The organism is Arcticibacter pallidicorallinus, assembly GCF_003002875.1.
Classification (GTDB): Bacteria; Bacteroidota; Bacteroidia; order Sphingobacteriales; family Sphingobacteriaceae; genus Arcticibacter; species Arcticibacter pallidicorallinus.
Genome location: NZ_PVTH01000013.1, coordinates 1 through 25,987, shown reverse-complemented (window position 1 = coordinate 25,987; position 25,987 = coordinate 1). Strand labels below are relative to the sequence as shown.

Below are 25,987 nucleotides of genomic sequence, written 5' to 3'. Positions count from 1 at the left end.
GGATTAAAGGGGTATGAAAAAAAGGGCGAGATGCCCGAATACTATCAAAAACTAAAGGATTTGCTCATAGGCATAGAACCGCTCGGGACCGAAAAAGGGAATTTTCAAAGGACCTCAGTAAAATATACCAATACGGTTGGTTACGCTAACCAGGATGGAAATTTGCTGATAGAGGAAAGTATGCTTATTAAGCCGGCGTATAGGTGTTATCTGCTATTAAACATTCAGGAGCTAGAGCACAAGAAGTTGTATGGATATCTACAGGATGGCAATGCAGAATATATTCCGTATCTAGGTAAGAACGAATATCAGGCTTCATGGATTGACAAAGAGGGGGAGAATAGTTTCAGGCAGTATGAATTTGAAAGGATAAATAGAACTTCTGCAGGAAAGGAATTTGCAGGCTCCTTCAGAAAGAGCTTTATTGTCAAACACAATTTAAATGAACCGGTTGAGGAGGAATATAATCCGTTCGAACTAAAACCAGGCCCTGAAACATTCATGTATTTTGAAAGGATACCAACAAGCTTTGACAATATATTGAGCCAGTACAAAATAGAGCCAGTTGCTTATTCTAATCTGTTAACTGCTGAAGGAATTACCTTGCCTGGTTTGTTTTACCTAAGAGATCTTGACAAATATGTCCAGCTCCTTTAAAAGCACCAGACAGATAATGGCAGCCATTCCTGATCTTTCAGAATGGCTGCCTGATGTATCAAAGTATTTGGCGCATACAAAATCCTCTAAGTTATCTGAAACGTTGAATGAGCACATCAGTCTCGTCAATTCTTATTTCACGATTCTCGTTGAAGAGCATTTTTTGGATAATTCAATCGATGCCCTGATACATGAAGTAATAAAACTGAATAAAATACCCCAGATTAGCATCGAGATTGTAGGAAACTATCTCAAGGAGGCATTTGCCTATACGATATGTTTTCATGATTTCGGGAAGGTGAATATAAACTTTCAGGCTGATCCTCTGAAAATGAATAATCCTCTATTCAAACTAATTAGAGGAAACCCACTTGGTTCCAATCATTCCACATTAGGGGCCTATCTCTTTATTCTCAAACAGATTCAAAAGCACCAATCTGATAATTCTCTTCTTCCGATTGAGAAGCGGTTTGTAGATGCGTTTTCGATAGTCCTTTCTTATAGCATTTTCAAACATCACTCTCCAACTCTTTCTGAGCCACTGAAACAGGAGATAAATTTTGGGAACAACGAAAGTGAGCTAAAAAAATATCTCAGCATTTATCAATTGGGGATTGATCCAAGGCTTGCCGAAGTTGTACCATTGAACCTTGAAAGAAATTATTTAGCACAGATAGATAATATTTTAAAGTCTGGATTCCCTCTTTTTACTCTTTTAAAACTCAATTTTTCTCTACTTACAGCGTCCGATTATCTTGCCACGCATGAGTACGTGAATGACTGTCCGACCTATGATTTTGGAGTATTCAAAAGCAGGGAACGCGTTGAGAAGCTTATTGATCACTTACAAAACTATCAACACAATAAGGCAATATATAAGGATGCCGAACAGGCTGACCACTTTGCTATTCCGATGGAAAAATCAAGTAGCAATTTGAATCTTATCCGGCGAAAAATGGCAGCAGAACTTATTCAGACTCTGCGTCAGAACCTTAAGGAACGTTTGTTTTATATTGAGGCGCCTACAGGTGGTGGGAAAACAAATTTATCGATGATTGCGGTATCTGAGCTGTTGAGAGCGAATCCAGAAATCAACAAAGTATATTATGTTTTTCCGTTTACCAGTTTAATTACGCAAACCTGTCAAGCATTAAAAGCATCCTTTGGATTCGAAGAGAATGAGCTGGCTGAACTCCATTCCAAAGCAGGGTTCAGTAATATCGGTGAGGCTGATGCGGATGGTTATTTCGGAGATGCTAAAAAGGATTTTATCAGTAGACTTTTTGCTTTTTATCCGGTAACGGTATTATCTCACATCCGATTTTTCGATATCCTTAAGACGAATCAAAAGGAGAGTAACTATTTGCTTCACCGGCTGGCGAATTCGGTGGTTGTTGTTGACGAATTACAGTCTTATAATCCGGAAATATGGGACAAGCTTATGTACTTTATTTCTGAATACTCCCGTTTTTTTAATATCCGCTTTATCTTGATGTCGGCTACCTTGCCTAAGATCGGCGATATTGATCTGCTTTCGGACTACAAAAATACATACATATCACTCCTTCCAAATGCTTCACGCTATCTTCGAAATCCCAATTTCAGTGAGCGGGTGAATTTCCGGTTTGATTATTTTGAAGCGGAAATATCGTTGGATGAATTAGCAGAAGTTGTAATTCGGAAATCTGAAGAATACCGGATTGAGAAGTCGGAAACAGGATCGGTAAGAACTATAATCGAATTTATTTTTAAGAAGTCAGCTTCAGAATTTTACGAGGCTGTTATGAATTTATCTCATCCCTTTGATCAGGTCTTGCTATTATCCGGGACAGTTTTAGAAGCCAGGAGAAAAGAGATTATAAATACACTTAAATTATCAGATAAGACATTAAACATCCTTCTCATAACAACACAGGTTGTTGAAGCTGGCGTTGATATTGATATGGACCTGGGTTTTAAAAATAGGTCTTTGATTGATTCGGATGAGCAGTTGGCCGGTCGTGTCAACAGAAATGCCAATAAAGCGGGCTGCGAAGTTTATCTTTTTAATTATAATGATGCAAAAGCTCTTCATCATAAAGATCTGCGATTTAAAATAACACGTGAAAACATCGGCAGATCTGACTATGAGAGAATCTTAAAAGAGAAAGATTTTGGCTATCTCTACAATCAGGTTATCAGCAAAATAATAAGGTCAAATAATAGAAATTACGCTGATAACTTGTCCTCCTATCAATCCTCCATAGCAAAACTTAACTATAAGGACGTCGACAAAAAATTCAGGATTATTGATCAGGATAATGTTTCGGTATTTGTGCCACTTACATTGCCTGTGAAAATAACGGTAAAGGAGACAACTGAGGCTATATTTTCGAAATGCGATCTAGATTTATTGAGTAGGCTGAACGCCTATTTTGGCGAAGCTGAAGTTAATGGTAAATTAGTTTGGGAGGCTTATAAGGAGGTCATTCATAACCGAACCCAGGGATTCAGCATTGAGGATAAAACGCGTTTTAAGCATTTGCAAAGTATCCTGTCAAAATTTTGTTTCTCATTGATCAGTTATTCTTCTGATGTGAAAAAGATTCAGGAGGGTTTTGGGCGCGAGGAATATGGCTATGTTTATTTCTCACACTGGGATGAGGAAAGAAGCGATGGTAGGCCTTATTCTTTGGAAGCCGGACTCAATACAAAAGCCTTTAGTGATTCCTTCTTTATCTAGCAAGCTATGCAAATCAACGCCACCCTTATCAACCTTTACCATGTCTGTAAGCGCGAACTTTGGCTGCATGCCAACGGCATTCGCATGGAACATACCTCAGAAACAGTAGCCGAAGGCAAACTGATCGGAGAGACTTCTTATGCTTCCCGTTCAGAGAAATACACCGAAGTAGAGATAGATGGAATAAAAATTGATTTTTATGATGCCAGGAACAAAGTTGTTCATGAAGTTAAGAAGTCTAACAAAGTAGAAAAGGCACATATAGCTCAGGTGAAATACTACATTTATAAACTTCTGCGCAATGGTGTAGAGGGTGTTAGCGGGGTAATTGAATATCCTAAAATGCGACAAACCGAGCGGGTTTGCCTTTCTCCTGCAGATATTTTAGAAATAGAAGACTGGGAACGGAGTATTGATCAGATTGTTAAATCAGAGAATTGTCCGCCACTGTTAGATAGGCCCATTTGCAAAACTTGTAGCTATTATGATTTCTGCTACATTAATGATGATGCATGACCTGTAACCTTAATTGAGATGTTTAAACAACCCATACATTCGATCTGAAAGCAAACGGTATGAAGAAAACCTATTACCTGTTCAATCCCGGCCGCATGAGCCGAAAAGACAATACTCTGAAATTTACACCAGTGGATGAGGAGGGGAGAGAGGGGCAGCCTAAGTATATACCTGTTGAAGGTGTCTCTGATTTTTACTGTTTTGGCAGTTTAGACGCCAATAGCGCCCTATATAATTTCCTTGGGAAGTCGGGTATTGCTGTTCATTTCTTTGATTATTATGAACATTATACCGGAAGTTTCTTTCCGAAAGAATATCTGCTTGCCGGTAAAATGCAGATTGCACAAACTCAGCACTACTCAGATAAAAAAAAGCGAATGAAGATAGCCAGGAATTTCGTAAGCGGAGCAGCCTTCAATATGTCCAAAAACCTGCGCTATTATCTTAACAGGGAAAAGGATGTGAGTGCAGAGCTGCGATCGATAGAGGGTTATTCGGAGCTTATTCCACAGTGTTTGGCAGTAAATGAATTAATGGGGATTGAAGGAAATATCCGCCAGGCTTATTACCATGCCTTCGACTCTATCATTAACAGCCACTCGATGGATGGGCGCAAGAAGCAGCCTCCTGAAAATGAAATCAATGCGCTTATCTCTTTCGGAAATATGATGTGCTATTCGCTGTGTCTTGGCCAGATTTATCATACGCAGCTTAATCCCACGATTAGTTTTTTGCATGAACCTGGTTTTCGTCGCTATTCTCTGGCATTAGATATTGCAGAAATATTCAAGCCAATCATTGTAGATCGCACCATATTCAGGGTGTTGAATAAAAAAGAGATTCAGTCGAAAGACTTCGTCAGGAATCTGAACAGCTGCCTGTTAAACCCTGCAGGTAAAAAGGCGTTTGTTAAAGTTTGGGAAGAGCGAATAAATGAGACCTTTAAACACCCGAAACTTGGTAGGAATGTAAGTTATAAGCACTTGATCAAGTTAGAATGTTATAAGCTTAGCAAACATATCCTTGGAATTGAAGAATACAAACCGTTCAAAGCAAGATGGTAATGCTCATTTTAGATAGAATTTTATGTATGTAATTTTAGTATACGATATTAAGGAAAGGCGCGTGCAGAGGATGCTCAAGTTGTGCCGGCAATATTTGAACTGGATCCAGAACTCTGTTTTCGAAGGGGAGATTAGTCCGGTGAAATTAAAAGAGCTGATTAGTCGGGCTGAAACTATTATCAGGCCGGATGAAGATAGTATTATTCTATTCAAAAGTCGAGAAGAAAAATGGCTCGAAAAAGAGGTCATTGGTTATGAAAAGAATGAACTCAATACGTTCATTTAGTCGTCGGTGAAGACGAAAGCAATGTTCTTTGACATGTTAAATTTTAATTTCCATTCATTATTCAGCCTCTAGTGTGGTTGAACGAGGTTGTCGATCTCCAGCATAAAATCTGTTTATTCGTGAACGACTAACTTTGGTTAGAAATCCGAGTTAAGAAACTTGTTTGGTTAGCAAAAAAGCCTACTTTTACAAACGTAAATCGACGGCCCTTAATCGCACCATGTAGGAATTGAAATAAAATTGAATGGGGAAGGCACAACCGCCTATGACCCCCTTAATCGCACCATGTAGGAATTGAAATGCTCTTGAAGTGGCGTCATTGTGAAATTTTGAATAAACCCTTAATCGCACCATGTAGGAATTGAAATTCTCGGAAAGATGCTTGTCGTATATTATCAGCTCTCCCTTAATCGCACCATGTAGGAATTGAAATCTTTCATATTACATCCAACAGATATATAGATCACCCCCTTAATCGCACCATGTAGGAATTGAAATTGATAACCTCAAATAAAAAATAATAATGCGTATACACCCTTAATCGCACCATGTAGGAATTGAAATCGGAGAGGGTTTAAGCCTCGACTTTTCATTGGAACCCTTAATCGCACCATGTAGGAATTGAAATACGCAGGTTTGCCAGTTATTCAGATGGGATTTAACCCTTAATCGCACCATGTAGGAATTGAAATTTTTTAAGAGCTTAACACCTCTGGGTGGGGCGTAGCCCCTTAATCGCACCATGTAGGAATTGAAATCGTTTGACGGCGGGCTAACGTATGAAGATTGTAGGTACCCTTAATCGCACCATGTAGGAATTGAAATAAAGAATAAATTTGGCGCTGCTGTTGCGCTTTGTCCCTTAATCGCACCATGTAGGAATTGAAATAGTTTAACCTTCCATCCACCAAATGAATTTATTGTTACCCTTAATCGCACCATGTAGGAATTGAAATTAAGTGGATACCCTTTGAAAGATTTGCTTATCGGGCCCTTAATCGCACCATGTAGGAATTGAAATTGCCGCTTGTGGCTCCCACGTTCGCCCCCATTACACCCCTTAATCGCACCATGTAGGAATTGAAATAATCTATATTATTTCATGATCGTGGCGGGGTTGTCCCTTAATCGCACCATGTAGGAATTGAAATTTGTTTGCAATATTGGGAGAGTTTAAGCCCATATACCCTTAATCGCACCATGTAGGAATTGAAATTTCAGCACGCGTTTACTCGCGACCTCGTTAAATTAACCCTTAATCGCACCATGTAGGAATTGAAATTAAGTAAATACACTAAGAGCTGCTGATGGGATGTTCCCTTAATCGCATCATGTAGGAATTGAAATACTTAGACCTATGTTGCAAAGAACAGGGAATGAGGTCCTTAATCGCACCATGTAGGAATTGAAATAGAAGTTTTGGAACGATGCTTAGTGAGTACGAAAACCGTTAATCGCACCATATAGGAATTGAAATGCAATAAGACGCTGATGTGTTTAATCTTGTAACATTGATCGAACTGTCGAAGAATTGAAACGGGTTTGACATGGCCGAAACTTAGTGGGGCAAACACAAGAGAGGGCGATCGCAATTTAATGTACACCCTCTTTCATGCTAATACGAATTCGTCCAATTCTGCTGTGGGGTTCCTGCCCCTCTTCCGCTCCGGATTACCCTAAAAAGCTATCCAGATAGCTGAAAATTGTTTGTGTTTGGTACATCAAACTTACATGTCCCTGCCCGGGTAGGATGGCGAGCTGTGATTCAGGCATGACGCCAGGGTCGGGATTCGTAGCGCCTGCAATCGATTCGTAGGTTTTGATCAACTCTATTTTGTTCAGTCCATCGTTGTCGCCGGCGATCAACAGAATGGGAGAGGTAATGTTGGCGATATTTTCATCTCCTGTGTTATAAGGTTCTCCGGCTAAAGCAATCATCTTTTCGAGGAAAGGGATCCACTTTGTTTTATCGGGTGCTACTGCTTTATACGCGGTCTGCATGGGGGTATTGGAGAAGAATTCAGGCTTCATTGCTTTAAAGGCTGCGTTTGTTTCTGGTGCCCAGCCTTCTGTTTTATAGGCGGAAGAAATAATTGCCAATTTTCTCAACCTTTCAGGGTACTGTACGGCAAACTGGTAGGCTACAGAGCCACCAAAGCTATAGCCTGCTACATCGGCCCGGTCAATGTTCAGGTAATCCATTACGCCTTCAATATCGCTTGCTAAAGTAGCGCGTGAAAGGGGCCTATCTGAAAACGGAGTGCGACCATGTCCTTGCAATTCCAGGGCAATTACTTTCCTTGTTTTCGACAGCTCCGAAATTAGCTCCCCCCAGTTCGTCTCAATAGTCATAAAAGCACCGTGTAATAAAATTATAGGTCGACCCTCACCGTATATTTGGTAATAGACCTGAGTATCATTGACGGAGGCGTATCCACTGCTGATGGGTTTTTCCAGATGCATGCCGGAATGCTGTGCTGTATTCATGTGATGAAATTAGCATTATTGGTTTAAGAAATTCACATCGGCCAAAATTTTTATACCTGATTGATGTATCGGAAGTTTTAATCCACCAGGTAGGAAGTTAAGCTTGGGATGCAGAATCTGCTTATGGCTTAGATCTTGATCATTCCACGAAACCCTCTTGCTGCATAATAAGAATCAGCACCATTGTGATAAGTGAAAACGGTATTATAACGGCGGTCACCGAATAGTGCTCCTCCCAGTTTCCTTATATCGGCTGGTGTCTCTATCCAGCTGGAGGTTTTCGTATCAAATTTTCCGAGTTGCTGCAGCTGCCTGTATTGCTCTTCGTTCAGGATCTCTATCCCCATGTCCGCCGCCATTTCAAGTGCGTTACTCCAGGGTTTGTTCTCTTTTCTGGAATCAAGTGCTGCGCGATCGTAACAGATGCTTCTGCGACCTTTCGGACTTTCTGCTGAACAATCAACAAAGATGTAGTTGTCGCCCTCTTTTCCGATAACGTCAGGCTCGCCACCCGTTCTTTCCATCTCATGGAGCGACCAAAGCTTGTCGGGCGAAGCTTCCAGTTTCTTCTGCACGCGGGTCCAGTCCACACTGTCATGACGGTTCATGTTTTTTTCGAAGCGGGCCTTGAAAACCTGCAGGATTTCCTCAGCCTGCTCTTGTGATAGCGTGGTTTGACTCTGAAAAGTAGTTTCCATCTTATTGAGTTTGGTAGGTTTGATTGTAATTGAGAACAAGGCAGGAGGATTCGGCGCTGCCTTATTCTAAATTACATATTTTTCCTTTCAAAGCTGAGCAAAGTTTCTAATGAAGGTGGATATGAAGCAGGATTCTCCTTTGTGCCATTGTAGGAATGGGCGGTTTCGGACTTATAGGTTAGCTCCAAAATGCAGCCTCTGTATGAAACTTGCATTGGATCGGCTTTTGACGGTCCGGAGCTTACTGCAGAACTGTCGACAGCCAGGTAGAGCTTCAAGCCGTCGTTTGATACGGCAACATCGCGGTAGCGCACCTGACCTCTCACATATTCATATACGTTGCTGTTGGCTACCTTTCCGTTATTGTCCAGCTTGACTCTTATTAGTCGGGAGCCCTTAAGCGTAGGGATGAGTAAGGAGTTTTTCCAGCCAGGAATCGCCTCTGATTGATATACCTCCACGCTCGACGGTGCAAATGACTGCCATTCCTGCCTTTCTCCGCCCTTTTTTATATTCTGGTAGAGCTCGGTGAGCAATTTGTTGCCTGTAGGATAGAAGCTGGTTACTGGATTTCTGTAAGGTGCGCCGATCTGACGGGCATTGGCCTTTTCATCCTTGATCAGGGGATAGCTAGTGTTCCAAACGCCGGGATAGTCTTCCTTGTCGGAGACTGACGCGGCAAGACCGTTATAGTTGCCATCGTCGTATCCAACTACAAGGGGATGGCCGTAGTTGCTGCCCTTTTCAATCAGGTTTACTTCATCGTCAGAATAGGGGCCGTGCTCTACGGCGTATATTCTTTCTACGCCATTAATTTCTGCATAGGTTAATCCTTGTGGATTCCGGTGTCCGGTCGACCATACTGCATTTTGTCCGGATGCGTTAAATGGGTTGTCGTTTGGAATCCACTGGTTTTCTTTCAAGTCGTCTTCGTCTGCTTCCAGATTGAATCTAAGGACCTTTCCTTCGTAGCTATACTGGTTCTGAGCCTTATTCTGACGCGCGCCGTTAGAAAACTGTCCGGCACCCATGTCGCCTATGCTTAAGAATAGATAATGCTTGTCGTTTACCGGTGCAATGAGTAGCCTACCGCCATTATGATCGTTGCTTGCAGGGATCGTATCACAGAGTATGACAGGCTGAATAAGCTTCGCTTTCTGTGGATCGTAAGTATATCTGACAATACGCTGCAGAAACTTGTGTCCGCCTCCGCTCTGGCCACCGTTTACATTACCCGGATTGCCTTTGTAGTCATAGATGTATGCGAGGTAAACGAATGGCTTTCCTGTGAGTAATGATGGGTGTAGCGCCATCCCCATCAGTCCCCCCTGTGGCCAGGGTATGCCTCCGTCTTTTTTAGCAACTTTATCAAATCGTGGAAATTTTCTTTCTTTGTTCAAGTCTGCTAGTACCTGTTTCTTTCCGCTTGCAGGATCGATTCGCAGGACGCGATAGCCTTTCGATTCGGTCACCCACAGATGATTATCCGGGCCATTGGTAAGCTCCCAGGGATCACTGAGCTTATCCGCTACGACGCGGATTTCGAACGCAGCATCCTGTAAAGGTAATTCAGTTTGTGCTTCTGCGGACAGGAGCTGTGCTGACAGCACTGAGCTTAGGTAGAGAAGTCTGTTTTTCATAGTGTTGATACTTGGGCATCTCCAAACGTCGTACCTGTAACTTCCACATAACAGAGGCAGGCTGATGCGGTTGTTGGGGCAAGGTCTTTGAAGAATCTGATAGACAGCAGTTATGGAAAGGTAACACGAGGATATGTTTCTGGTTTTGAATTCTCTCGATTTGACGGCGTCCAAAGAATTTAGTGTTGCAACACCCGAGCAGGATACTACAGGTTGCATTTTTGGAATGCATCTGCTATGTTTATAAAAGCTACCAATAAGGAAAACAGCTACGAAAATTATTTACCGATAATTACTACATCTTTTAACCAAATTTTACCTCTATGAAAGCGATTCTATGCTTTTCTAAGAATAGGGTATGCCTGTTCTTATTCATGATCTTTTTTCTAAATTTCAATTCTTACGCCCAGTCGAAAATATCTGGGCAAGTTTCCGACGCGGGTGATAAGGAAACCTTGCCGGGAGTCTCTGTTACCATTAAGGGTGCCTCCGGGGGGACGGCAACTGATACGGATGGCAGGTTTTCGATAAACGCATCTCCGGGACAAGTGTTGATATTTAAGTATATCGGATACAATGCCCAACAGGTTACTGTGGGAAATAATCCGGTCATCAACGTTCAAATGACTTCTTCCACGAAGAGTCTTGAAGAGGTTGTGGTAATTGGTTATGGTACGCAGAAGAAAGGGAGTCTTACCGGGGCTGTGGCTACATTCAATGCCGACAATCTCGAAGAACGCCCTGTTCAGCGGGTGGACCAGGCCATGGTTGGCCAGATGGCCGGTGTGAACGTTAAGCAGACAACCGGCTCACCGGGAAAGGGAATGAGTGTGCAGGTGAGAGGTACCGGTTCTATCTCTGCCGGAAACGAACCGCTCTATGTAATTGACGGATTTCCGTTGGCGCCTGCGGCACCTAACGGCTCGGGTAACTATGCGTCTGGCAATCCACTGGATAATATCAATCCGAATGATATAGAATCTATTCAGGTTTTGAAGGATGCATCTTCCGCGGCAATTTATGGTTCGCGCGCATCAAACGGGGTTGTTCTGATCACCACCAGAAGGGGTAAGACAGGAAGGCCTAAGATTACTTTCAACGCCTACGGTGGTTCTGTTGAACGTAGTAAGAAGCTGGATATGTTGACGGGAGAGGAGTGGATCGATCGTGCTATTGAGGTGATCAATGGGCAGTGGGTTGCTTCAGGGCCGGGGAGGACTGCCGCTCAGACCACTGCTGAAAGAAGGCAGGTGCTGAACTCGGGGCTGGCGGCCGACAAGCAGCTTGGACCGAACGATGTCAACACCAACTATATGATAGATGATCGCTGGATACAGCCTGGCTACCCGGGCTTACGCGTCATTGATTGGCAGGATGAAGCGTTTCAGAGAGGACTTACGCAGAATTACCAGCTTTCTGCCAGCGGAGCTACGGATGCCGTCAACTACTTCGTTTCCGGAAATCTTACCGACCAGGAAGGGATGGTCAAGCATATGGGCTATCGTTCTTACTCAGCAAGAGCGAACGTTGAGGTAAATGCCAACAGCAAACTGAAGTTCGGAATTAATCTGTCTCCTACCTATTCGATTACAGACGACCCCGGGGTAGAAGGGAAGGATAATATCCTCCACCAGTTGGTGAGCATGACTCCGGTGCAAGAAGATACGATGGGTGTTTATGCCAACACCGGCAACTTTGGTCAGTATCGGTGGAGTACTTCGCCCAACAGCCCTATTGGCAAACTGGAGTATACATCCGCGCAGACAAAGCGGTTCCGGACGCTGGCGACAGTATTTGGAGATTATAAAATTATGGAAGGGTTGAACTTCAGGACTACCCTGAATCTGGATCATACGGATAACAACTTTAAACGGTACACCCCTTATACCATAACGGGTACCTTGTCCAGCCGTCAGTCACAGCTTACAACCAACACATCCGGAAGTTATTCTACGTATAGGAGACAGACCTTTGTGAACGAGAATACGCTTTCTTACAACAAGCAGTTCAATAAGGTGCATGACCTGGCCTTGCTGGCGGGGGCTTCTTATAATGCGGATAAGTTTGAAAATGGCGAGTTCAGTTCTGTCGGAGGTTTTACGAACGACGTAGTCACTACTCTGAATAAAGCTGCGGGAATTACCGGTAACACCACGGAATCGAAAAATGTGCTGCTATCCTATTTTGGGCGTGTACAGTACGGTTTTGACTCTAAATATCTGTTTTCAGCGAGTATCAGACGTGATGGATCATCGAGATTTGGTGAGAACACCAAGTGGGGTTGGTTTCCTTCAGCATCCATCGGTTGGAGAATATCTGAGGAGAATTTCCTCCGGGAAGTACCACAGATCAGCGATCTGAAGTTAAGGGCAAGCTGGGGTAAAGCCGGTAACTATAATGTGGGCGACTACAGCGGTATCGCCACACTAGCAAACTATAACTATACCTTTAACGGGGTGCAGGTAATCGGGCAGGCACCTAACCGTCTTGTCAATCCGAATGTATCCTGGGAAGTATCGAACACCTTTGACGTTGGTGTGGACTTTGGCTTGTTTAGTAACCGAATTACCGGTGCTTTTGACGTGTATACAAAGAATAATTCTAATCTGTTGTTGAACATCCCCATTCCACAAACAACAGGGTTTTCCACTTTGCTAGGTAATACGGGCGAAGTAAAGAACCAGGGATGGGAGTTTGAAATTACTTCAAGGAACCTGACGGGCGATTTTCAGTGGAACACAACGGCCAATTTGAGTCATAACAGAAATAAGGTGGTCTCGCTTCCCAACGGGCAAAACCAGATATTGATTCCTTCGTCTTTTGACATTGAACATAGTATTCTAAGGGTTGGTGAGCCCATGTATAGTATTTACGTCGTTCAGCAGCAGGGGATCTTGAGTCAACAGGATATTGACAATAACGTTGCCAGATATGGATCGCAAACTGCCGGGGACCCCAGGTATGTCGACGCAAACGGGGACGGTGTCATAGATGCTAATGACCGTGTAATTGTTGGTCAGCCTACTCCCAAATATTCATGGGGCATTACGAATAGCTTCCGGTATAAAGGTTTCGACCTTAGCGTGCTGGTCCAAGGACAAAATGGAGGATCTATCTATTCCTTGTTTGGTCGTTCTGTGAACAGGACTGGAACGGGGCTCGTAGATAATGTGCTGGGTACATGGGCTGACAGGTGGAGGTCTGAAGCTGATCCCGGAAATGGGGAAGTCGGTAAGGCCTATTCAACATTTGGAAGGATTAAGAACACCGACTGGTTGTATTCTTCAGACTACTTCAGGGTCAGGAACATCACTTTTGGATATGACCTCGGAAGGGTAATCAAAACCAAACAGGTACAGGGCGCGCGTATTTACGTGACAGCAGAAAACTTCTTCGGGCGCGATAGCTATGGAGGCGGGTTCAATCCGGAAGCGACCAATACCAATCTAAGTGGCAGCACTACCTTCCCTGAGGCAGGAGACTATGGGGGTCTTCCGCTACCCAAGTCTTTAATACTCGGAGTAAACTTCACTTTTTAACCTTTCTATTCTAATCTCATGAAAAAGATACTTTTTAGCACTATCATATCATTTTCCATTCTATTTGCGTCTTGTGAAAAAGAACTGGATCAAGCACCTATATCTGATGCCTCGACGGCGCGCTTCTACGACAGTCCCGACGATTTTGTGCAAGCCGTGAATGCCACCTACGCCAGTTTGAGGGCATATCCGGACCGGCAATTAAACTTGTCAGAGACGCGTTCCGACAATCTATACGCCACATCGGACGGAGGAGTCCGTGACTGGGAAGGGGTAAACAGCTTCCATAAAACCATCGCGAGTAATCCATATATCATCGAAGCATGGTCGGAGAATTTCAACGGAGTATTGAAAGCCAACACGGTATTAGATCAGATAGAGAAGAATGGGGCAGTTATCAGAGATGAAAGCCTGAAGACGCGTCTGTCTGCCGAAGCCAGGTTCCTGCGTGCATTCTTCTACTTCGATCTGGTGAGATGGTTTGGTGCACTGCCTATCATTGAACGGCCATTGCTGGCAGAGGAGGCAACCTCTGTCGGAAGAAGTCCTGTTGAAGAGGTGTATCAGTTTATTATATCAGACTTACAATTCGCCCAGGAGAACCTTCCTGAACAGTACGCTTCCGTCGACAAGGGCAGAGCAACAAAGTTTGCCGCTAAAGGCCTGCTTGCGCTGGTTCACATGACCCGCTCTGGTCCCACTTATGGGGTGAAGGGTCCCGGACTTGGGCTGAATGAATGGAGTAATGCACTGACTCTACTCAACGAAATAATTGGTAGCGGTAAATATTCTATGCTGACAAATACTGGCAGTGCGACAACGGCGTATAGCGATATATTTTCCTATACCAATGAAGGGAATGCCGAAGTAGTGTTCGACATTCAATACATCACCGGTGTGAATCCTGTTCTGGGAGCAACCTTTCCATGGGTGCTGGTACCCGATGAATGGTTCCAGTCGCTAGGAAAAACGACCCAGGGCGGCTTAACCATACGTCCGGTTTCCACAAACCTGCTGAATTCGTATGAAGCGAATGATATCCGGAGAAATTTCTCCATCCAGACAGGCTTTACTTTTAATGGAAAAACCGAAACACGCTCCTTCTTTAAGAAGTATGTCGATATATCTAAGGTGCCGACCAGTAGCCGGCTCGACTGGCCTATCAATTTCATCGTTATGCGATACACAGATATCCTGATGCTGAAGGCAGAGTGTATCCTGAATGGTGCGCCGGGAACGCAGGCTGAAGTAGACGCCATTTTGAACCAGGTGCGTTCAAGAGCAAGGTTAGCGCCTTTGTCTAACGTTACCCTCGCACAATTGATGGAGGAAAGGAGAAAGGAGTTTGCGGGAGAAGGAAGCAGATGGCATGATCTGGTGAGAAGCGGCCTGGTCGAGACGAAGATCCCAGCATGGATAGAAACTGAGGACGTGCTGAACCAAATGCAGAACTTCATCAAAGAATATGTAATCTACCCAATTCCTCAGTCCCAACTGGACGTACGGCAGGGCCTATATACACAAAATGACGGTTATTAATATTCGTTAACTTATTTAAAAATGCGTGAACTGCTCAGCTCACGCATTTTTTTTGTTGAGATATGTTAAATTCATGAAGTTCCATTACCTTCATGAATCAGATCAAATTAAACATATATAGGATGAAAAAATATGCTATAGCAGTGATACTGCCGCTTGTAATGCAGGCTTGCAGTTCAGGGCCTGATTATAAAGAAGCAAGGGCAAAAGCCTTGGAGCTTCATGATAAGGTTATGATCGATAGCGAAAAGGCTATAAGGAACAGGATGAAGCTCGATACCCTATCTTCAAAGCTCGACAGCCTTAAACAGGTAAAGCCTGGATTGGATACCGGAGCTGCGTCACAAAGAATCACGGTGCTGAGAGCCCGATTAGACAGTGCGGACGAACAAATGAATTCCTGGATGCGTGCTTTTGATGCCGAGCTGGGCGATAAGTCCAATGACGAAGCGGTTGCTTACTTTAAAGAAGAGGAAGAGAAGATTAAGAGATTGGATAGCGCCTACGCCGGCGTGATCAAGGAGTCGGACGCTTTCCTTTCTGATCTTAAGCAAAAATAGGGCTCAAGATTCCTGAAATGGTGGCCTTCACATAAATACCCACAGGCATAAAATACGAGAGGCTGCGTCATTTATAAATGACGCAGCCTCTCGTATTTTGCTATAGAATGTTAAACTGCAAACGATGTTCCGCATCCACAAGTGCTGGATGCATTCGGATTGTTAAAAGTAAATCCTCTTGAATTCAATCCATCTTGGAAGTCAATCTGCATTCCTGCCAGGTACAGACCATGCGCTTTGTGCATGTATATTTTTATGCCGTCAAGAAAAAATTCCTGATCCCCTTCTTTCTTTTGATCAAAGCCCAGAATATAATTCATCCCGGAGCATCCCCCGCCTTCAACACCGATACGGAGTCCGAAATCGTCGCTCAGCTCCTGTTGTTGTTTAAGCTTTCTGAGCTCCTTCGCTGCCCCCTCTGTCAAAGAAACCGGTATAAGTGATATAGTCTCCATACTCATTTCTTTCATTTTATTTGCACAAATATAAGGTAATTTCATCATTTTTGTTTACATATAGGCGATTTGACGCTTTGACAACAAACATTCCGATGTCATCAATTTCCCTCTTTTTTCTCGACATAGTCAAGTATTCCCTCTCTGGAATCTGCGTTTTTTTTATCGCTTATCTGGTTATTCGACCTTATCTCGATCAGCAGTTTAAGCTCCGTTTACTTGATATAAAAAAGGATAGTCAGGGCACCTTGCTGCCCTTGCGGCTTCAGGCCTATGAGCGCCTGATTCTGCTTGTGGAAAGAATCAACCCGGTAAATCTTCTATTAAGAACCAATGCATCAGGACTGACCCTGGCCGAATATCAACACATACTCAAGGCGGAGATTAGAAACGAGTTTCAGCATAACACCACTCAACAGCTTTATGTATCGGGTTCCGCATGGTCTACTGTCAGCAAAATAAAGGAGGATACATTGGTGCTGATTAATAACGCCGCACAATCACTTTCTCCGGATGCACCGGCGATAGAATTAAGCAAGGTGATTTTAAATCATCTTTCCTCCCTGGAAAGCAATCCCTACGAGTCTGCAACGCAAGTTATCAGAGGCGACGTGCAGCAAATGTTTTAAAATACGTTACATAATGAACACGTTATTATCATACCTAAACAGGCAGTCGGGCATAGCAGTCCTTTCGTTACTGATCGTCCTTTCTGCCTGTTCACCCAAGCTGCACCAGACATCTCAGAATGCAGCCTTATATAACATCAAAGGTATTCCGGCAGATTCCGCTGTGCTGGCCCTCTACCGACCTTACAAACTGAGTATCGATTCTCAGATGAATGCGATAATCGGTGCGGCCGCTGTAAATCTAGAACGTAAGAAGCCCGAGGGCTTGCTAAACAACCTGGTGGCAGACATCATGTACCAGGAGGGCAAACGCACGGATCTCCGCTTCGACTTTGTGCATACCAATTACTTCGGACTGCGGAACTCGATCTCCGCCGGGCCCATCAAGGCCTCCAAGATCTACGAATTGATGCCTTTTGAGAACTACTTCGTAACCGTTACCCTGAAAGGGACAGACGTGCAGGAGTTGTTCAATTACATTGCCGCGTTAAACGGTGATCCGGTATCAGGGGCGCGATTTAAAATAAAAAATGGTAAGGCAGTAGATATACAAATCAACGGTGCAGACTTTGATCCCTCGAAAGACTACACGGTACTCACCATCGATTATCTGGCTAATGGGGGCGATAAAGCAGAAGTGTATACGCGAGCAATTGGAAGGTTTGATAGTACCTATCGCTTACGCGATGCGATCCTGAGTCACATTAAACAACAACAAGCGCAAGGCAAAGCCATCACCTCCATATTGGATAACAGAATACAGAGCGATAACGATACCAGCAAATGAACAGAAGGAAATTTATCAAGAATGCGTTAACCGGTTCAGCAGTTCTGGCCTTAGGTTTAGAGCATCAGCACCTTTTTGCTTCTGAGGATATTCAAAAGCTAACGATCCTGCATACGAACGATGTGCATAGCAGGATCGATCCTTTCCCTGCCGATGACGTGCGTTATGCTGGTATGGCCGGCGTCGCTCCACGTGCTGCATTAATTAAAAAGATAAGGGCCGAAGAAGAACATGTTTTGCTGTTCGACGCAGGTGATATCTTTCAGGGGACACCCTATTTTAACTTCTACGGAGGAGAGGCGGAATTAAAACTGATGTCTGCGATGGGCTACGATGCGGGAACTATGGGTAATCACGACTTCGATAACGGGATAGAAGGCTTCCAGAAGCAACTTCCTCATGCCAACTTCCCTTTCCTGACGGCTAACTACGATTTCAGCGATACTCCGCTGCACGGGAAGACAAAGAACTATCAGATATTTCAGAAAGGCAGAATCAAGGTTGGTGTATATGGCCTCGGCATTCAGCTCGACGGTCTGGTGAATAAGCAACAGTATGGAAATACCGTATATCTTGATCCTCTCAAGACGGCACAAGAAATAGAATCAAGACTAAAGAACGAAGAGAAGTGTGATCTCATTATTTGCCTGTCTCACCTGGGATATAAATACGATCATAACAAGGTTTCAGACCATGTGCTCGCTGCCAGTACACAACACACAGACCTTATCATTGGAGGACATACCCATACCTTCTTAACGACACCTACAGAAGTGAAAAATGCCCTTGGCAGACAGGTCATCATTAACCAGGTTGGTTTCGCCGGCATTAACCTCGGACGCCTGGATTTTGCATTTGGAAGTAAAAAAACAGGCAAAATGACCTATGCTTCTGCTGTTGAGCCAGTTAAATATATTTCAAATTTTTGTTCTTAAAGCAGGAAATTTTTCGAATATTCGATGTTCCAAAACGGCCAGCGAAATCTTCGCTGCAGCGTCTGGAAATCAAATTATTAAGAAAAAGCTTCATGGAAAAAACTGGTACGAACGTTTGGAATCAATGTCTTCAGATCATAAAAGACAATATTCCAACACAGAGCTATAAGACTTGGTTCGAACCAATAAAAGCATTGCGTCTTGAGGGAAATGTGCTTACCATACAAGTGCCAAGCTTATTCTTTTATGAATGGCTTGAAGAGCACTATGTTGGTCTTTTACGTAAAACCGTAAAAAAGCAACTTGGTGATGAAGGCAGGCTGGAATACAATATCGTTGTTGAGAAGTCGTCAAGCAATAAACCGTACACGACTAACATGCCTTCTACAGGCAATGGATCGGAAGCCAAATACCAGTCTATACCGGTAGCGGTGACTCTGAACAAGGATATCAAAAATCCTTTTGTAATACCTGGCCTTAAAAAACTGCAGGTAGACCCTCAGCTCAATCCTAATTATTGTTTCGAGAATTTTATAGAGGGAGATTGTAATCGTCTTGCACGCTCTGCGGGATATGCTGTTGCTGCGAAACCCGGAGGAACGTCTTTTAACCCCCTGTTACTTTATGGAGGTGTTGGTCTTGGCAAGACTCACCTGGGTCAGGCTATCGGGAATGAGATTAAAAGAACTAGTCCCGACAAATTAGTAATCTATGTATCATGTGAAAAGTTCTGTCAGCAGTTCGTAGATTCATTAAAGAACAATACGATCAATGACTTCGTGAACTTCTACCAGGCGATGGACGTTATCATTATGGATGATGTGCATAATTTCGCCGGTAAGGAAAAGACACAGGATATTTTCTTCCATATCTTTAATCACCTTCATCAATCTGGCAAACAGGTTATCTTAACCTCTGATAAGGCACCTAAAGATCTGGCAGGTTTAGAAGAACGCTTGCTAAGCCGTTTCAAATGGGGACTTTCAGCAGACCTTCAGGTACCTGATCTGGAGACCCGTATGGCCATCCTGAAGAAGAAGATGTATGCCGATGGTATTGAACTTCCTGCTGAGGTTATTGAGTATGTAGCACACAATATTGACAATAACGTTCGTGAACTGGAAGGAGCAATGGTGTCGTTACTTGCACAATCGACGCTGAACAAGAAGGACATCGACCTGGCACTGGCCAAATCCATGCTCAAGAACTTCATTAAGCACACTTCCAGAGAAATCTCTATGGAGTACATTCAGAAGCTTGTTTGTGAGTATTTCGAAGTTCCGGTCGAGATGGTTAAGTCTAAAACACGAAAGAGAGAAATTGTACAGGCCCGCCAGATATCGATGTATCTTGCTAAGAGCCACACTAAAACGTCACTTAAATCTATCGGTCAGTTCTTTGGCGGTCGTGATCACTCTACAGTAATCTACGCATGCCAGACAGTTGAAGATCTTATAGACACAGACAAGAAGTTCAAGAACTATGTTCAGGACATTCAAAAGAAATTAAAGATGAGCTAACTCTTACCTCGTCTTACCCAAGCAAAAAAGGCTATCTCAATTAAAAGATAGCCTTTTTTGTGTCAATGAATTTCGGTTATTACAGTTTCCCCAATTTAGCCAGTGCAAAGAATATGCCGCTTACATGGAGGGCCTGCTTGATTTCGTTCTTTAGAAGCAACTCCTTAAGTTCAGGAATACTTACGGTAAGAACTTCTATCTCCTCACGTCCATCCAGGTGTTGCTCCTGAACCTTCCTGCCTCCCTGAAGAACAAATGCATGTGAAAGGTTAGCAGCGGTAGAGGGATTGGCATAAACCTCTCCAACCTTCTCTATGGAATCAAACGCATATCCGGTTTCTTCTAAAAGTTCGCGTACGACAGCCTCTTCCGGTGTCTCGCCTTCATCTATGCAGCCGCCGGGAATCTCCAGGAATACTTCTTCAGCTCCATGGCGATACTGTCTGATCAGCAGTACCTGGTCGTCTTCAGTAAAGGCAACCGCATTCACCCAATCAGGATATTCCAGAACGTAGTAGTCATCGATCAGAGTGCCGTCGGGCATTTTGCAAGTGTCCACTCGCAGCGTCGCCCACTTTTCTCTCACCAGATAACGGGATGATATTTTATCCCATTTCAGATCACTCATACTGTCTGTTGTTTAAGAACGAATTGATCTGTTCCTGACGGGCTAAGTTCTCGAAACTTTGCTGACGATGTTCCGTTTCCAGCAGGTTAATAACGGCAGCCGTTTTATGGAGGATCAGGAATGTTTCCGCTACTTCCTGAAATGGGTAGACCGTCTCAAACATCAGCTGAGCCATCAAATTCAGTTTCTCCGGAGAATATGCTTTGCTTGCCAGATGACTCTGGAAGTCTTCAACTGAAGTCTGTTCTAAATCTTCGCGACTCAAGCCGAAAGATTCAGACAGTGCTTCAAAAGCGGTATCAATCCCTTCATCAACGTTTCCGTCGTTCTTCAGTCCCAGTATTTTTGCTAACACCTGAGCCAGCTTCTGAATCTCGGCTTCTATAAAATCTTTTCTAATCATATTGAGTGAGTTAATTTATTAGGGGTAGTGCTACCAGTCGCCGCTTGAACCGCCACCGCCGAAGCTTCCACCTCCGAAACCTCCGAAGCCGCCGCCGCCACCACCAAATCCACCTCCTCCAAAGCCGCCGCCACCACCGCCATGGCCACCGCGACCTGCCATTCCGGACAGCATAGTCCACCATAGCAAATCCGCGCCACCGCGACTTCCGATCACCCGGCCGCCGCCACCGCCGCCGCCTCTTCTGTTCAGTACCGCGATAACGATAACGATCAGGATGACTAAGCCGACAGGGAATCCTTTAGATCCGGACCTTTTACTTGCAGGCTTGTCACTTTTGTACTCGCCTTTAGTATAAGAGATGATCGCATCGGTCGCCCGCTCAAGCCCAGTGTAATAGTCACCACGCTGGAACGCCGGTCTTATTTCATTCGTGATAATTCGCTTGGTAATTGCATCTGGAAGTGCTCCTTCCACACCGTAGCCAGTCTGGATGGTTACCTTCCTGTCGCCGATAGCTGCCAGGAGTACCACTCCGTTGTTTTTACCCTTCTGTCCTACACCCCAGCTCTCTGCCAACCTGACGGTATAGTCGGCGATGTCATAAACGCCAACCGACTTAATCATCACCACGGCGATCTGAGTAGACGACGTATCGTTAAAAGCCACGAGCTTGCGCTCAAGCTGCGCCTTCTGGTCCGGGGAAAGTGTGTTTGTATAATCAGTCACCAGTGTATTAGACCTCGGAGGAAGCTCCTGGGCGAAAAGGCCTGTGCTGACTAAAAGAAAGGCTAATGCAATTAAAATACCTTGTTTTACATTCATGTTGTTCATTCTCTTATCAGATGTACGAGATGTCATCTGATAATTCATTTTTGTCGCCGTCTTGCACCGGAAACAGCTTTTGCAACTGTTCACCCGCTGCAGTTATGCCTTCGATGATACCCGAAGCAAGGCTGCCAGTTCTGAATTTGCCGATCATCCGTTCCTTTGTGCTATCCCAGAATCCCTCAGGCACCTGCTTATTGATACCCTCGTCGCCAATGATGGCAAACTTATGATCATCTGTCGCAATATAAATAAGCACCCCATTGCGCTGGGATGTCTTGTCCATTCCAATTTTAAGGAAATAGTTCGCAGCACGATCAAATGCACTTGGTTCAGGGCAGTTGCGTTCAGCACAAATCCGGATCTCACCGGATGTGTTTTTCTCAGCATTTTCAATAGCTATACGGATCTGCTCTTGTTCAAAGTCCGTAAATAAATCTGGTTTCTTGCCCATAGCGATTGTTAAAACTCGACTTTAGGAGCCTTGTCAGATCCGGCTTCAGCCTGGAAATATCCCTTCTTCTCAAATCCAAACATGCCTGAAGTCAGGTTGTTCGGGAAAGTTCTGATCTTGGAGTTGTACTGTTGAGTTACTTCATTGAACTTCTGTCTTTCAACGGTGATACGGTTTTCAGTACCTTCCAGCTGCGCCTGCAATTCCTGGAAATTAGCGTTAGCTTTTAGTTGAGGATAGTTTTCAGTAACCATTAACAAACGTCCGATGGCAGAGCTTAACTGGCCCTGGGCACTTTGGAATTTCTCTATGTTTTCTGGGGTCAGCTTGTCAGGATCAACATTAACAGACGTAGCTTTAGCACGTGCTTCGATTACCTGAGTCAGGGTTTCTTTTTCAAAGTTCGCTGCTCCTTTTACCGTGTTGACCAGGTTAGGAATCAGGTCTGCGCGTCTTTGGTAAACGTTCTGTACCTGTGCCCATTGAGACTGTACCTGCTCATCCAGCTGAACCATGCTGTTATAGCCGCACGACGAAAAAGAAAGGACTGCAAATAAAGCTGCAATTGTATAGACTAGTTTTCTCATAATGTTAAAGTTAAATTTTTTGATTCAGATCTAAGACGTCAAAATTCATACCTTTGTTACCGTCCGGGATAAAAACCCGGCTTTTTTCGATGAAAGAAATTGAAATTGTGCTACTTCCGCACGAAACGGCAGATGCTGACATACTTTATAACAAAGTTGCTACTGCCCTCAAGGTGAACCGCCAGAAGCTCAAACACGTTAAAATTCATAAACGCTCTATAGACGCAAGGGGGAAACAGGTCGTTTACCGCCTGAAGGTGCAGGTCTACCTCGAAGAAATGCCCGCACCTGAAGTTTTTTCAGTTAACTATCCGAATGTCAGCGACAAAAAAGCTGTTTTAATCGTTGGTGCGGGGCCAGCCGGTCTTTTTGCAGCCTTGCGGTGTATCGAACTGGGTTTAAAACCCGTCATCATCGAGCGAGGTAAGGATGTTAAGCAAAGACGTCGCGACCTGGCAGCCATTAATAAAGAGGGACTGATTAATCCCGAATCCAACTATTGTTTTGGTGAAGGAGGGGCGGGGACATACTCCGACGGCAAACTATACACCCGTTCCAATAAGCGTGGAGATGTGCAGTATGTGCTCAAGGCGTTCGTGGCACATGGCGCTACGGAAGATATTCTGGTAGATGCCCGTCCGCATATCGGAACCAATAAGCTCCCGCAAATCATCACCGCCATGCGCGAGTCTATTCTCAATGCTGGAGGAGAAATCTTTTTTGATACCAAAGTCATCGGCTTTATCCTCAAAAGCGGACATATAAAAGGAGTTAAGACCGCTGATGGCGCTAATCACGAAGCAGACGCATTGATCCTGGCAACCGGACATTCAGCCCGCGACATCTATTATCTGATGCGCGAGCATGATTTGCAGATCGAGGCCAAGCCTTTTGCTCTGGGTGTGCGCATTGAACACCCCCAGCAGCTCATAGACAAAGCCCAATATCATTGCGAGGTTCGCGATCCGTATCTTCCGCCATCTTATTATAGTTTGGTGGAACAGGTAAACGACCGCGGCGTATTCTCATTCTGTATGTGTCCCGGTGGTATCATCGCTCCCTGCTCGACAGATTTCAATGAGATCGTCGTGAATGGGTGGTCGCCCTCCAAAAGAAATAATCCATTTGCCAACTCCGGCACAGTGGTGCAAATCAATCTGGAAGATGTCCCCGGATCTCCCGACGATCCTTTCAGGCTACTCGCTTTTCAGGCCGACGCAGAAAGGAAGGCCTACCAGGCAGGAGGGGGGAGTCTGGTCGCCCCTGCACAACGCATGGTCGACTTCGCAGAAGGCCGGGTCTCCATGGATCTTCCTGTAAACTCCTATCTTCCTGGAACGAGGAGTACAGATCTGACGGAAGTTCTGCCTGAATTAGTATACACCAGGCTGAAGAAAGCTCTGCCTGCGTTCGGTAAAAAAATGAGGGGATACTTTACTAATGAGGCCATTCTCGTAGGTGTAGAATCCCGCACTTCTTCACCCGTCCGCATTCCCAGAGATAAGGCAAGTTTACAACATCCCGATGCTATAGGTTTGTTTCCCTGCGGGGAGGGAGCTGGGTATGCCGGAGGAATCGTGTCCGCAGCTATTGATGGCATGAATTGTGCAGATGCTGTATATGAGATGTATAAATAACTAATTAGAGGAGATAGTCTATTTCCTGATAAATTATATAAAGATGAAAAAGACATTAGTACTAGGAGCTACGCCTGATTCAAGTCGTTACGCGTATCTCGCTTCGAATAAGTTAGTAAGACATGGACATGAAATTGTCAATGTGGGTATTAAGAAAGGAGATGTTGCCGGAGTTCCTATTGAGGAAGCAAAAGAACTTCATCAGGATGTTGATACGGTAACTCTTTATATAGGTACCCGCAATCAGCCACCGTTGTATGATTATATATTAGGGACTAATCCTAAGAGGATCATATTTAATCCGGGTACGGAAAATGATGAGCTTGAACAGATGGCGCGCGAGCGAGGTATTGAAACGGTGGAAGGTTGTACGTTGGTGATGTTATCGACAGGGCAATACTAAAGAATTGCCTTTAGTAGTTAATAAGAAGTTTTAGTTGAAGAGGAATTGCATTATGTGGTTCCTCTTTTTCTTTGGATATTGTTTTTTAAGCTGTTTGTTGATTTCGTAAAAAAGGCCGGAATGCTTCGCTTCTTATCCGGATCCCCTTTGTATCATGGTTAAGCCGAGGTCAGGATGCTTCACATCTTGTTCGGATTCACTTCTGATCACGGTTAATCAATGCCTTGTCAGCTCCGTACGAAAGTCGTACCAGCGTCGTACCAGCTTCGATAAAATGCGAAGAAAAGCCGAAGTTGGTAGGGGGGTGTATGGAGGTTAATTTGAGTTTATATAAAGGAGATATAAAAAGGTGCAGATCGAATCTGTTTTTGGGCCTATCTTAAAAAGTACATGTAGCAGTATTGAACGGTTTCTTTCTTTGGACGCGAAGATTCCCCGACCTTTGCTTTGTCTATACAGCAAAGTTTGCCAGTTTGCTGTTAAAGTATTACAGCGCTATTAATGGTATTATAGATACAGGCCCTGTAAATAAATACGAGGAACATAGGCACCCAGGTTAATAACAAGAGCTTTCTATACGGGGAGCTCGAGGAGCTGAAACCTGCCGCCGTTCGTCCGTTTGGCTGATCGCCTGCTTTGATCATTGTTTCTTGTTATACACGGTAAGCTTTATATATCTATAACCTTTCCAGGCTATATCAGATGAAGGTTCCTTTCTCTTCGCTCAGAGCCTGGATCGCACATATAGCTCCCAATATTATATCCTCAAACCCTATCCACTTACCCTTTTGACCCCCTTTACAAACACCCCCTAAAAATTGTTTGATCAAATTTCACTTTATAATCTTCTGATTTCAAAGCCGCTGTCCTCTCTGCTGCCCCGAAAAGCCCCTGTAGATGAAAATAAAAGCCTTAAACACTTGCAGGGAATACAAAAAGTTCCCATCTTTGCAGTCCCAAAACGAACAAGGGAAAGCGAGGCGCAAGGCTAAGTGAGAGATTGAAAAGAGGAA

23 protein-coding genes and 1 CRISPR repeat array are annotated in these 25,987 nt (G+C 44.1%); of the genes, 14 read left to right on the top strand and 9 right to left on the bottom strand.

The genetic code is table 11. The features are described 5' to 3' along the window. Window positions 1–30: 30 nt before the first annotated feature. Genes B0I27_RS15960 through cas2 form a run of 5 tightly spaced genes read left to right on the top strand, consistent with a single transcriptional unit; the run spans window position 31 to window position 5,245 of the window. Window positions 31–657, top strand: coding sequence for a Cas5 family CRISPR-associated protein (locus B0I27_RS15960; RefSeq protein ID WP_425428153.1), 627 nt, complete (start codon window positions 31–33; stop codon window positions 655–657). Then, window positions 641–3,379, top strand: a complete 2,739-nt coding sequence (locus B0I27_RS15955) for a CRISPR-associated helicase/endonuclease Cas3 (protein WP_106295191.1) — start codon at window positions 641–643, stop codon at window positions 3,377–3,379. Before B0I27_RS15960 ends, B0I27_RS15955 begins: the two co-directional genes overlap by 17 nt. Before the next feature lie 6 nt (window positions 3,380–3,385). Further along, window positions 3,386–3,895, top strand: a complete 510-nt coding sequence (cas4, locus tag B0I27_RS15950; protein ID WP_106295189.1) for a CRISPR-associated protein Cas4 — start codon at window positions 3,386–3,388, stop codon at window positions 3,893–3,895. 59 nt (window positions 3,896–3,954) lie between these two features. Beyond that, entirely contained in the window at window positions 3,955–4,959 is a 1,005-nt protein-coding gene (gene cas1b / locus B0I27_RS15945; RefSeq protein ID WP_106295187.1) for a type I-B CRISPR-associated endonuclease Cas1b, read from the top strand. A gap of 22 nt (window positions 4,960–4,981) precedes the next feature. Beyond that, window positions 4,982–5,245: a CRISPR-associated endonuclease Cas2 gene (gene cas2 / locus B0I27_RS15940; RefSeq protein WP_106295185.1), complete on the top strand. Its 264-nt coding sequence runs from the start codon at window positions 4,982–4,984 to the stop codon at window positions 5,243–5,245. A 206-nt stretch (window positions 5,246–5,451) separates the two neighbouring features. After that, window positions 5,452–6,722: direct repeats of the CRISPR family, unit length 30 nt; unit sequence CCCTTAATCGCACCATGTAGGAATTGAAAT. A gap of 194 nt (window positions 6,723–6,916) precedes the next feature. On the opposite strand, the gene B0I27_RS15935 is transcribed toward cas2, so the two are convergent. The 3 genes from B0I27_RS15935 to B0I27_RS15925 all read right to left on the bottom strand — a co-directional run bounded on the left by B0I27_RS15935 (window position 6,917) and on the right by B0I27_RS15925 (window position 10,070). After that, window positions 6,917–7,732, bottom strand: coding sequence for an alpha/beta fold hydrolase (locus tag B0I27_RS15935; RefSeq protein WP_106295183.1), 816 nt, complete (start codon window positions 7,730–7,732; stop codon window positions 6,917–6,919). A 128-nt stretch (window positions 7,733–7,860) separates the two neighbouring features. Continuing rightward, window positions 7,861–8,430 carry a DUF4256 domain-containing protein gene (locus tag B0I27_RS15930; RefSeq protein ID WP_106295181.1) on the bottom strand — a complete coding sequence of 190 codons (570 nt, stop codon included), beginning with the start codon at window positions 8,428–8,430 and terminating at the stop codon, window positions 7,861–7,863. 71 nt (window positions 8,431–8,501) lie between these two features. Next, window positions 8,502–10,070, bottom strand: a complete 1,569-nt coding sequence (locus B0I27_RS15925) for a PQQ-dependent sugar dehydrogenase (protein ID WP_181276806.1) — start codon at window positions 10,068–10,070, stop codon at window positions 8,502–8,504. 323 nt (window positions 10,071–10,393) lie between these two features. Between B0I27_RS15925 and B0I27_RS15920 the strand changes: the two genes are divergently transcribed. The 3 genes from B0I27_RS15920 to B0I27_RS15910 all read left to right on the top strand — a co-directional run bounded on the left by B0I27_RS15920 (window position 10,394) and on the right by B0I27_RS15910 (window position 15,708). Beyond that, window positions 10,394–13,609: a SusC/RagA family TonB-linked outer membrane protein gene (locus B0I27_RS15920; protein ID WP_106295177.1), complete on the top strand. Its 3,216-nt coding sequence runs from the start codon at window positions 10,394–10,396 to the stop codon at window positions 13,607–13,609. A gap of 18 nt (window positions 13,610–13,627) precedes the next feature. After that, complete coding sequence (locus B0I27_RS15915; RefSeq protein ID WP_106295175.1) at window positions 13,628–15,148, top strand: RagB/SusD family nutrient uptake outer membrane protein; 1,521 nt, start codon at window positions 13,628–13,630, stop codon at window positions 15,146–15,148. A 122-nt stretch (window positions 15,149–15,270) separates the two neighbouring features. Next, on the top strand, window positions 15,271–15,708 hold the full coding sequence (locus B0I27_RS15910) for a hypothetical protein (protein WP_146133146.1): 438 nt from the start codon (window positions 15,271–15,273) through the stop codon (window positions 15,706–15,708). A 110-nt stretch (window positions 15,709–15,818) separates the two neighbouring features. On the opposite strand, the gene B0I27_RS15905 is transcribed toward B0I27_RS15910, so the two are convergent. Then, the gene (locus B0I27_RS15905; RefSeq protein ID WP_106295313.1) at window positions 15,819–16,169 is read right to left on the bottom strand and encodes a HesB/IscA family protein; all 351 of its coding nucleotides are present in this window, start codon (window positions 16,167–16,169) and stop codon (window positions 15,819–15,821) included. 89 nt (window positions 16,170–16,258) lie between these two features. On the opposite strand from B0I27_RS15905, the gene B0I27_RS15900 reads away from it, so the two are divergent. The 4 genes from B0I27_RS15900 (at window position 16,259) to dnaA (ending at window position 20,034) form a co-directional block, all read left to right on the top strand. Continuing rightward, window positions 16,259–16,792, top strand: coding sequence for a DUF7935 family protein (locus tag B0I27_RS15900; protein WP_106295171.1), 534 nt, complete (start codon window positions 16,259–16,261; stop codon window positions 16,790–16,792). Window positions 16,793–16,805: 13 nt separating this feature from the next. Then, window positions 16,806–17,579 carry a 5'-nucleotidase C-terminal domain-containing protein gene (locus tag B0I27_RS15895; protein ID WP_106295169.1) on the top strand — a complete coding sequence of 258 codons (774 nt, stop codon included), beginning with the start codon at window positions 16,806–16,808 and terminating at the stop codon, window positions 17,577–17,579. Further along, window positions 17,576–18,514: a bifunctional metallophosphatase/5'-nucleotidase gene (locus tag B0I27_RS15890; RefSeq protein ID WP_106295167.1), complete on the top strand. Its 939-nt coding sequence runs from the start codon at window positions 17,576–17,578 to the stop codon at window positions 18,512–18,514. Before B0I27_RS15895 ends, B0I27_RS15890 begins: the two co-directional genes overlap by 4 nt. Window positions 18,515–18,606: 92 nt before the next feature. Next, window positions 18,607–20,034 carry a chromosomal replication initiator protein DnaA gene (gene dnaA, locus B0I27_RS15885; protein ID WP_106295311.1) on the top strand — a complete coding sequence of 476 codons (1,428 nt, stop codon included), beginning with the start codon at window positions 18,607–18,609 and terminating at the stop codon, window positions 20,032–20,034. A gap of 79 nt (window positions 20,035–20,113) precedes the next feature. Here the strand turns inward: dnaA and B0I27_RS15880 are convergent, their stop codons facing one another. From B0I27_RS15880 to B0I27_RS15860, 5 genes are read right to left on the bottom strand one after another with little or no spacing between them, the layout of a single operon-like run. Beyond that, window positions 20,114–20,662, bottom strand: coding sequence for an NUDIX hydrolase (locus tag B0I27_RS15880; protein WP_106295165.1), 549 nt, complete (start codon window positions 20,660–20,662; stop codon window positions 20,114–20,116). Next, window positions 20,655–21,065: a hypothetical protein gene (locus B0I27_RS15875; protein WP_106295163.1), complete on the bottom strand. Its 411-nt coding sequence runs from the start codon at window positions 21,063–21,065 to the stop codon at window positions 20,655–20,657. The genes B0I27_RS15880 and B0I27_RS15875 overlap by 8 nt, the downstream gene beginning before the upstream one ends. A gap of 30 nt (window positions 21,066–21,095) precedes the next feature. Beyond that, window positions 21,096–21,926, bottom strand: a complete 831-nt coding sequence (locus tag B0I27_RS15870; protein ID WP_425428151.1) for a TPM domain-containing protein — start codon at window positions 21,924–21,926, stop codon at window positions 21,096–21,098. Next, window positions 21,907–22,347: a TPM domain-containing protein gene (locus B0I27_RS15865; protein WP_106295161.1), complete on the bottom strand. Its 441-nt coding sequence runs from the start codon at window positions 22,345–22,347 to the stop codon at window positions 21,907–21,909. The genes B0I27_RS15870 and B0I27_RS15865 overlap by 20 nt, the downstream gene beginning before the upstream one ends. Before the next feature lie 8 nt (window positions 22,348–22,355). Further along, window positions 22,356–22,934: a LemA family protein gene (locus B0I27_RS15860; protein ID WP_106295159.1), complete on the bottom strand. Its 579-nt coding sequence runs from the start codon at window positions 22,932–22,934 to the stop codon at window positions 22,356–22,358. A gap of 89 nt (window positions 22,935–23,023) precedes the next feature. Here B0I27_RS15860 and B0I27_RS15855 point away from each other — a divergent pair, with 89 nt between their 5' ends. After that, the gene (locus B0I27_RS15855; protein WP_106295157.1) at window positions 23,024–24,571 is read left to right on the top strand and encodes an NAD(P)/FAD-dependent oxidoreductase; all 1,548 of its coding nucleotides are present in this window, start codon (window positions 23,024–23,026) and stop codon (window positions 24,569–24,571) included. A 43-nt stretch (window positions 24,572–24,614) separates the two neighbouring features. Beyond that, complete coding sequence (locus B0I27_RS15850; protein WP_106295155.1) at window positions 24,615–24,974, top strand: CoA-binding protein; 360 nt, start codon at window positions 24,615–24,617, stop codon at window positions 24,972–24,974. Window positions 24,975–25,987 lie beyond the last annotated feature (1,013 nt).

Coding starts and splice junctions, on each gene's coding strand:
- B0I27_RS15960 (WP_425428153.1), top strand. CDS start 31: ATGCCCGAATACTATCAAAAACTAAAGGATTTGCTCATAGGCATAGAA.
- B0I27_RS15955 (WP_106295191.1), top strand. CDS start 641: ATGTCCAGCTCCTTTAAAAGCACCAGACAGATAATGGCAGCCATTCCT.
- cas4 (WP_106295189.1), top strand. CDS start 3,386: ATGCAAATCAACGCCACCCTTATCAACCTTTACCATGTCTGTAAGCGC.
- cas1b (WP_106295187.1), top strand. CDS start 3,955: ATGAAGAAAACCTATTACCTGTTCAATCCCGGCCGCATGAGCCGAAAA.
- cas2 (WP_106295185.1), top strand. CDS start 4,982: ATGTATGTAATTTTAGTATACGATATTAAGGAAAGGCGCGTGCAGAGG.
- B0I27_RS15935 (WP_106295183.1), bottom strand. CDS start 7,732: ATGAATACAGCACAGCATTCCGGCATGCATCTGGAAAAACCCATCAGC.
- B0I27_RS15930 (WP_106295181.1), bottom strand. CDS start 8,430: ATGGAAACTACTTTTCAGAGTCAAACCACGCTATCACAAGAGCAGGCT.
- B0I27_RS15925 (WP_181276806.1), bottom strand. CDS start 10,070: ATGAAAAACAGACTTCTCTACCTAAGCTCAGTGCTGTCAGCACAGCTC.
- B0I27_RS15920 (WP_106295177.1), top strand. CDS start 10,394: ATGAAAGCGATTCTATGCTTTTCTAAGAATAGGGTATGCCTGTTCTTA.
- B0I27_RS15915 (WP_106295175.1), top strand. CDS start 13,628: ATGAAAAAGATACTTTTTAGCACTATCATATCATTTTCCATTCTATTT.
- B0I27_RS15910 (WP_146133146.1), top strand. CDS start 15,271: ATGAAAAAATATGCTATAGCAGTGATACTGCCGCTTGTAATGCAGGCT.
- B0I27_RS15905 (WP_106295313.1), bottom strand. CDS start 16,169: ATGAGTATGGAGACTATATCACTTATACCGGTTTCTTTGACAGAGGGG.
- B0I27_RS15900 (WP_106295171.1), top strand. CDS start 16,259: ATGTCATCAATTTCCCTCTTTTTTCTCGACATAGTCAAGTATTCCCTC.
- B0I27_RS15895 (WP_106295169.1), top strand. CDS start 16,806: ATGAACACGTTATTATCATACCTAAACAGGCAGTCGGGCATAGCAGTC.
- B0I27_RS15890 (WP_106295167.1), top strand. CDS start 17,576: ATGAACAGAAGGAAATTTATCAAGAATGCGTTAACCGGTTCAGCAGTT.
- dnaA (WP_106295311.1), top strand. CDS start 18,607: ATGGAAAAAACTGGTACGAACGTTTGGAATCAATGTCTTCAGATCATA.
- B0I27_RS15880 (WP_106295165.1), bottom strand. CDS start 20,662: ATGAGTGATCTGAAATGGGATAAAATATCATCCCGTTATCTGGTGAGA.
- B0I27_RS15875 (WP_106295163.1), bottom strand. CDS start 21,065: ATGATTAGAAAAGATTTTATAGAAGCCGAGATTCAGAAGCTGGCTCAG.
- B0I27_RS15870 (WP_425428151.1), bottom strand. CDS start 21,926: ATGACATCTCGTACATCTGATAAGAGAATGAACAACATGAATGTAAAA.
- B0I27_RS15865 (WP_106295161.1), bottom strand. CDS start 22,347: ATGGGCAAGAAACCAGATTTATTTACGGACTTTGAACAAGAGCAGATC.
- B0I27_RS15860 (WP_106295159.1), bottom strand. CDS start 22,934: ATGAGAAAACTAGTCTATACAATTGCAGCTTTATTTGCAGTCCTTTCT.
- B0I27_RS15855 (WP_106295157.1), top strand. CDS start 23,024: ATGAAAGAAATTGAAATTGTGCTACTTCCGCACGAAACGGCAGATGCT.
- B0I27_RS15850 (WP_106295155.1), top strand. CDS start 24,615: ATGAAAAAGACATTAGTACTAGGAGCTACGCCTGATTCAAGTCGTTAC.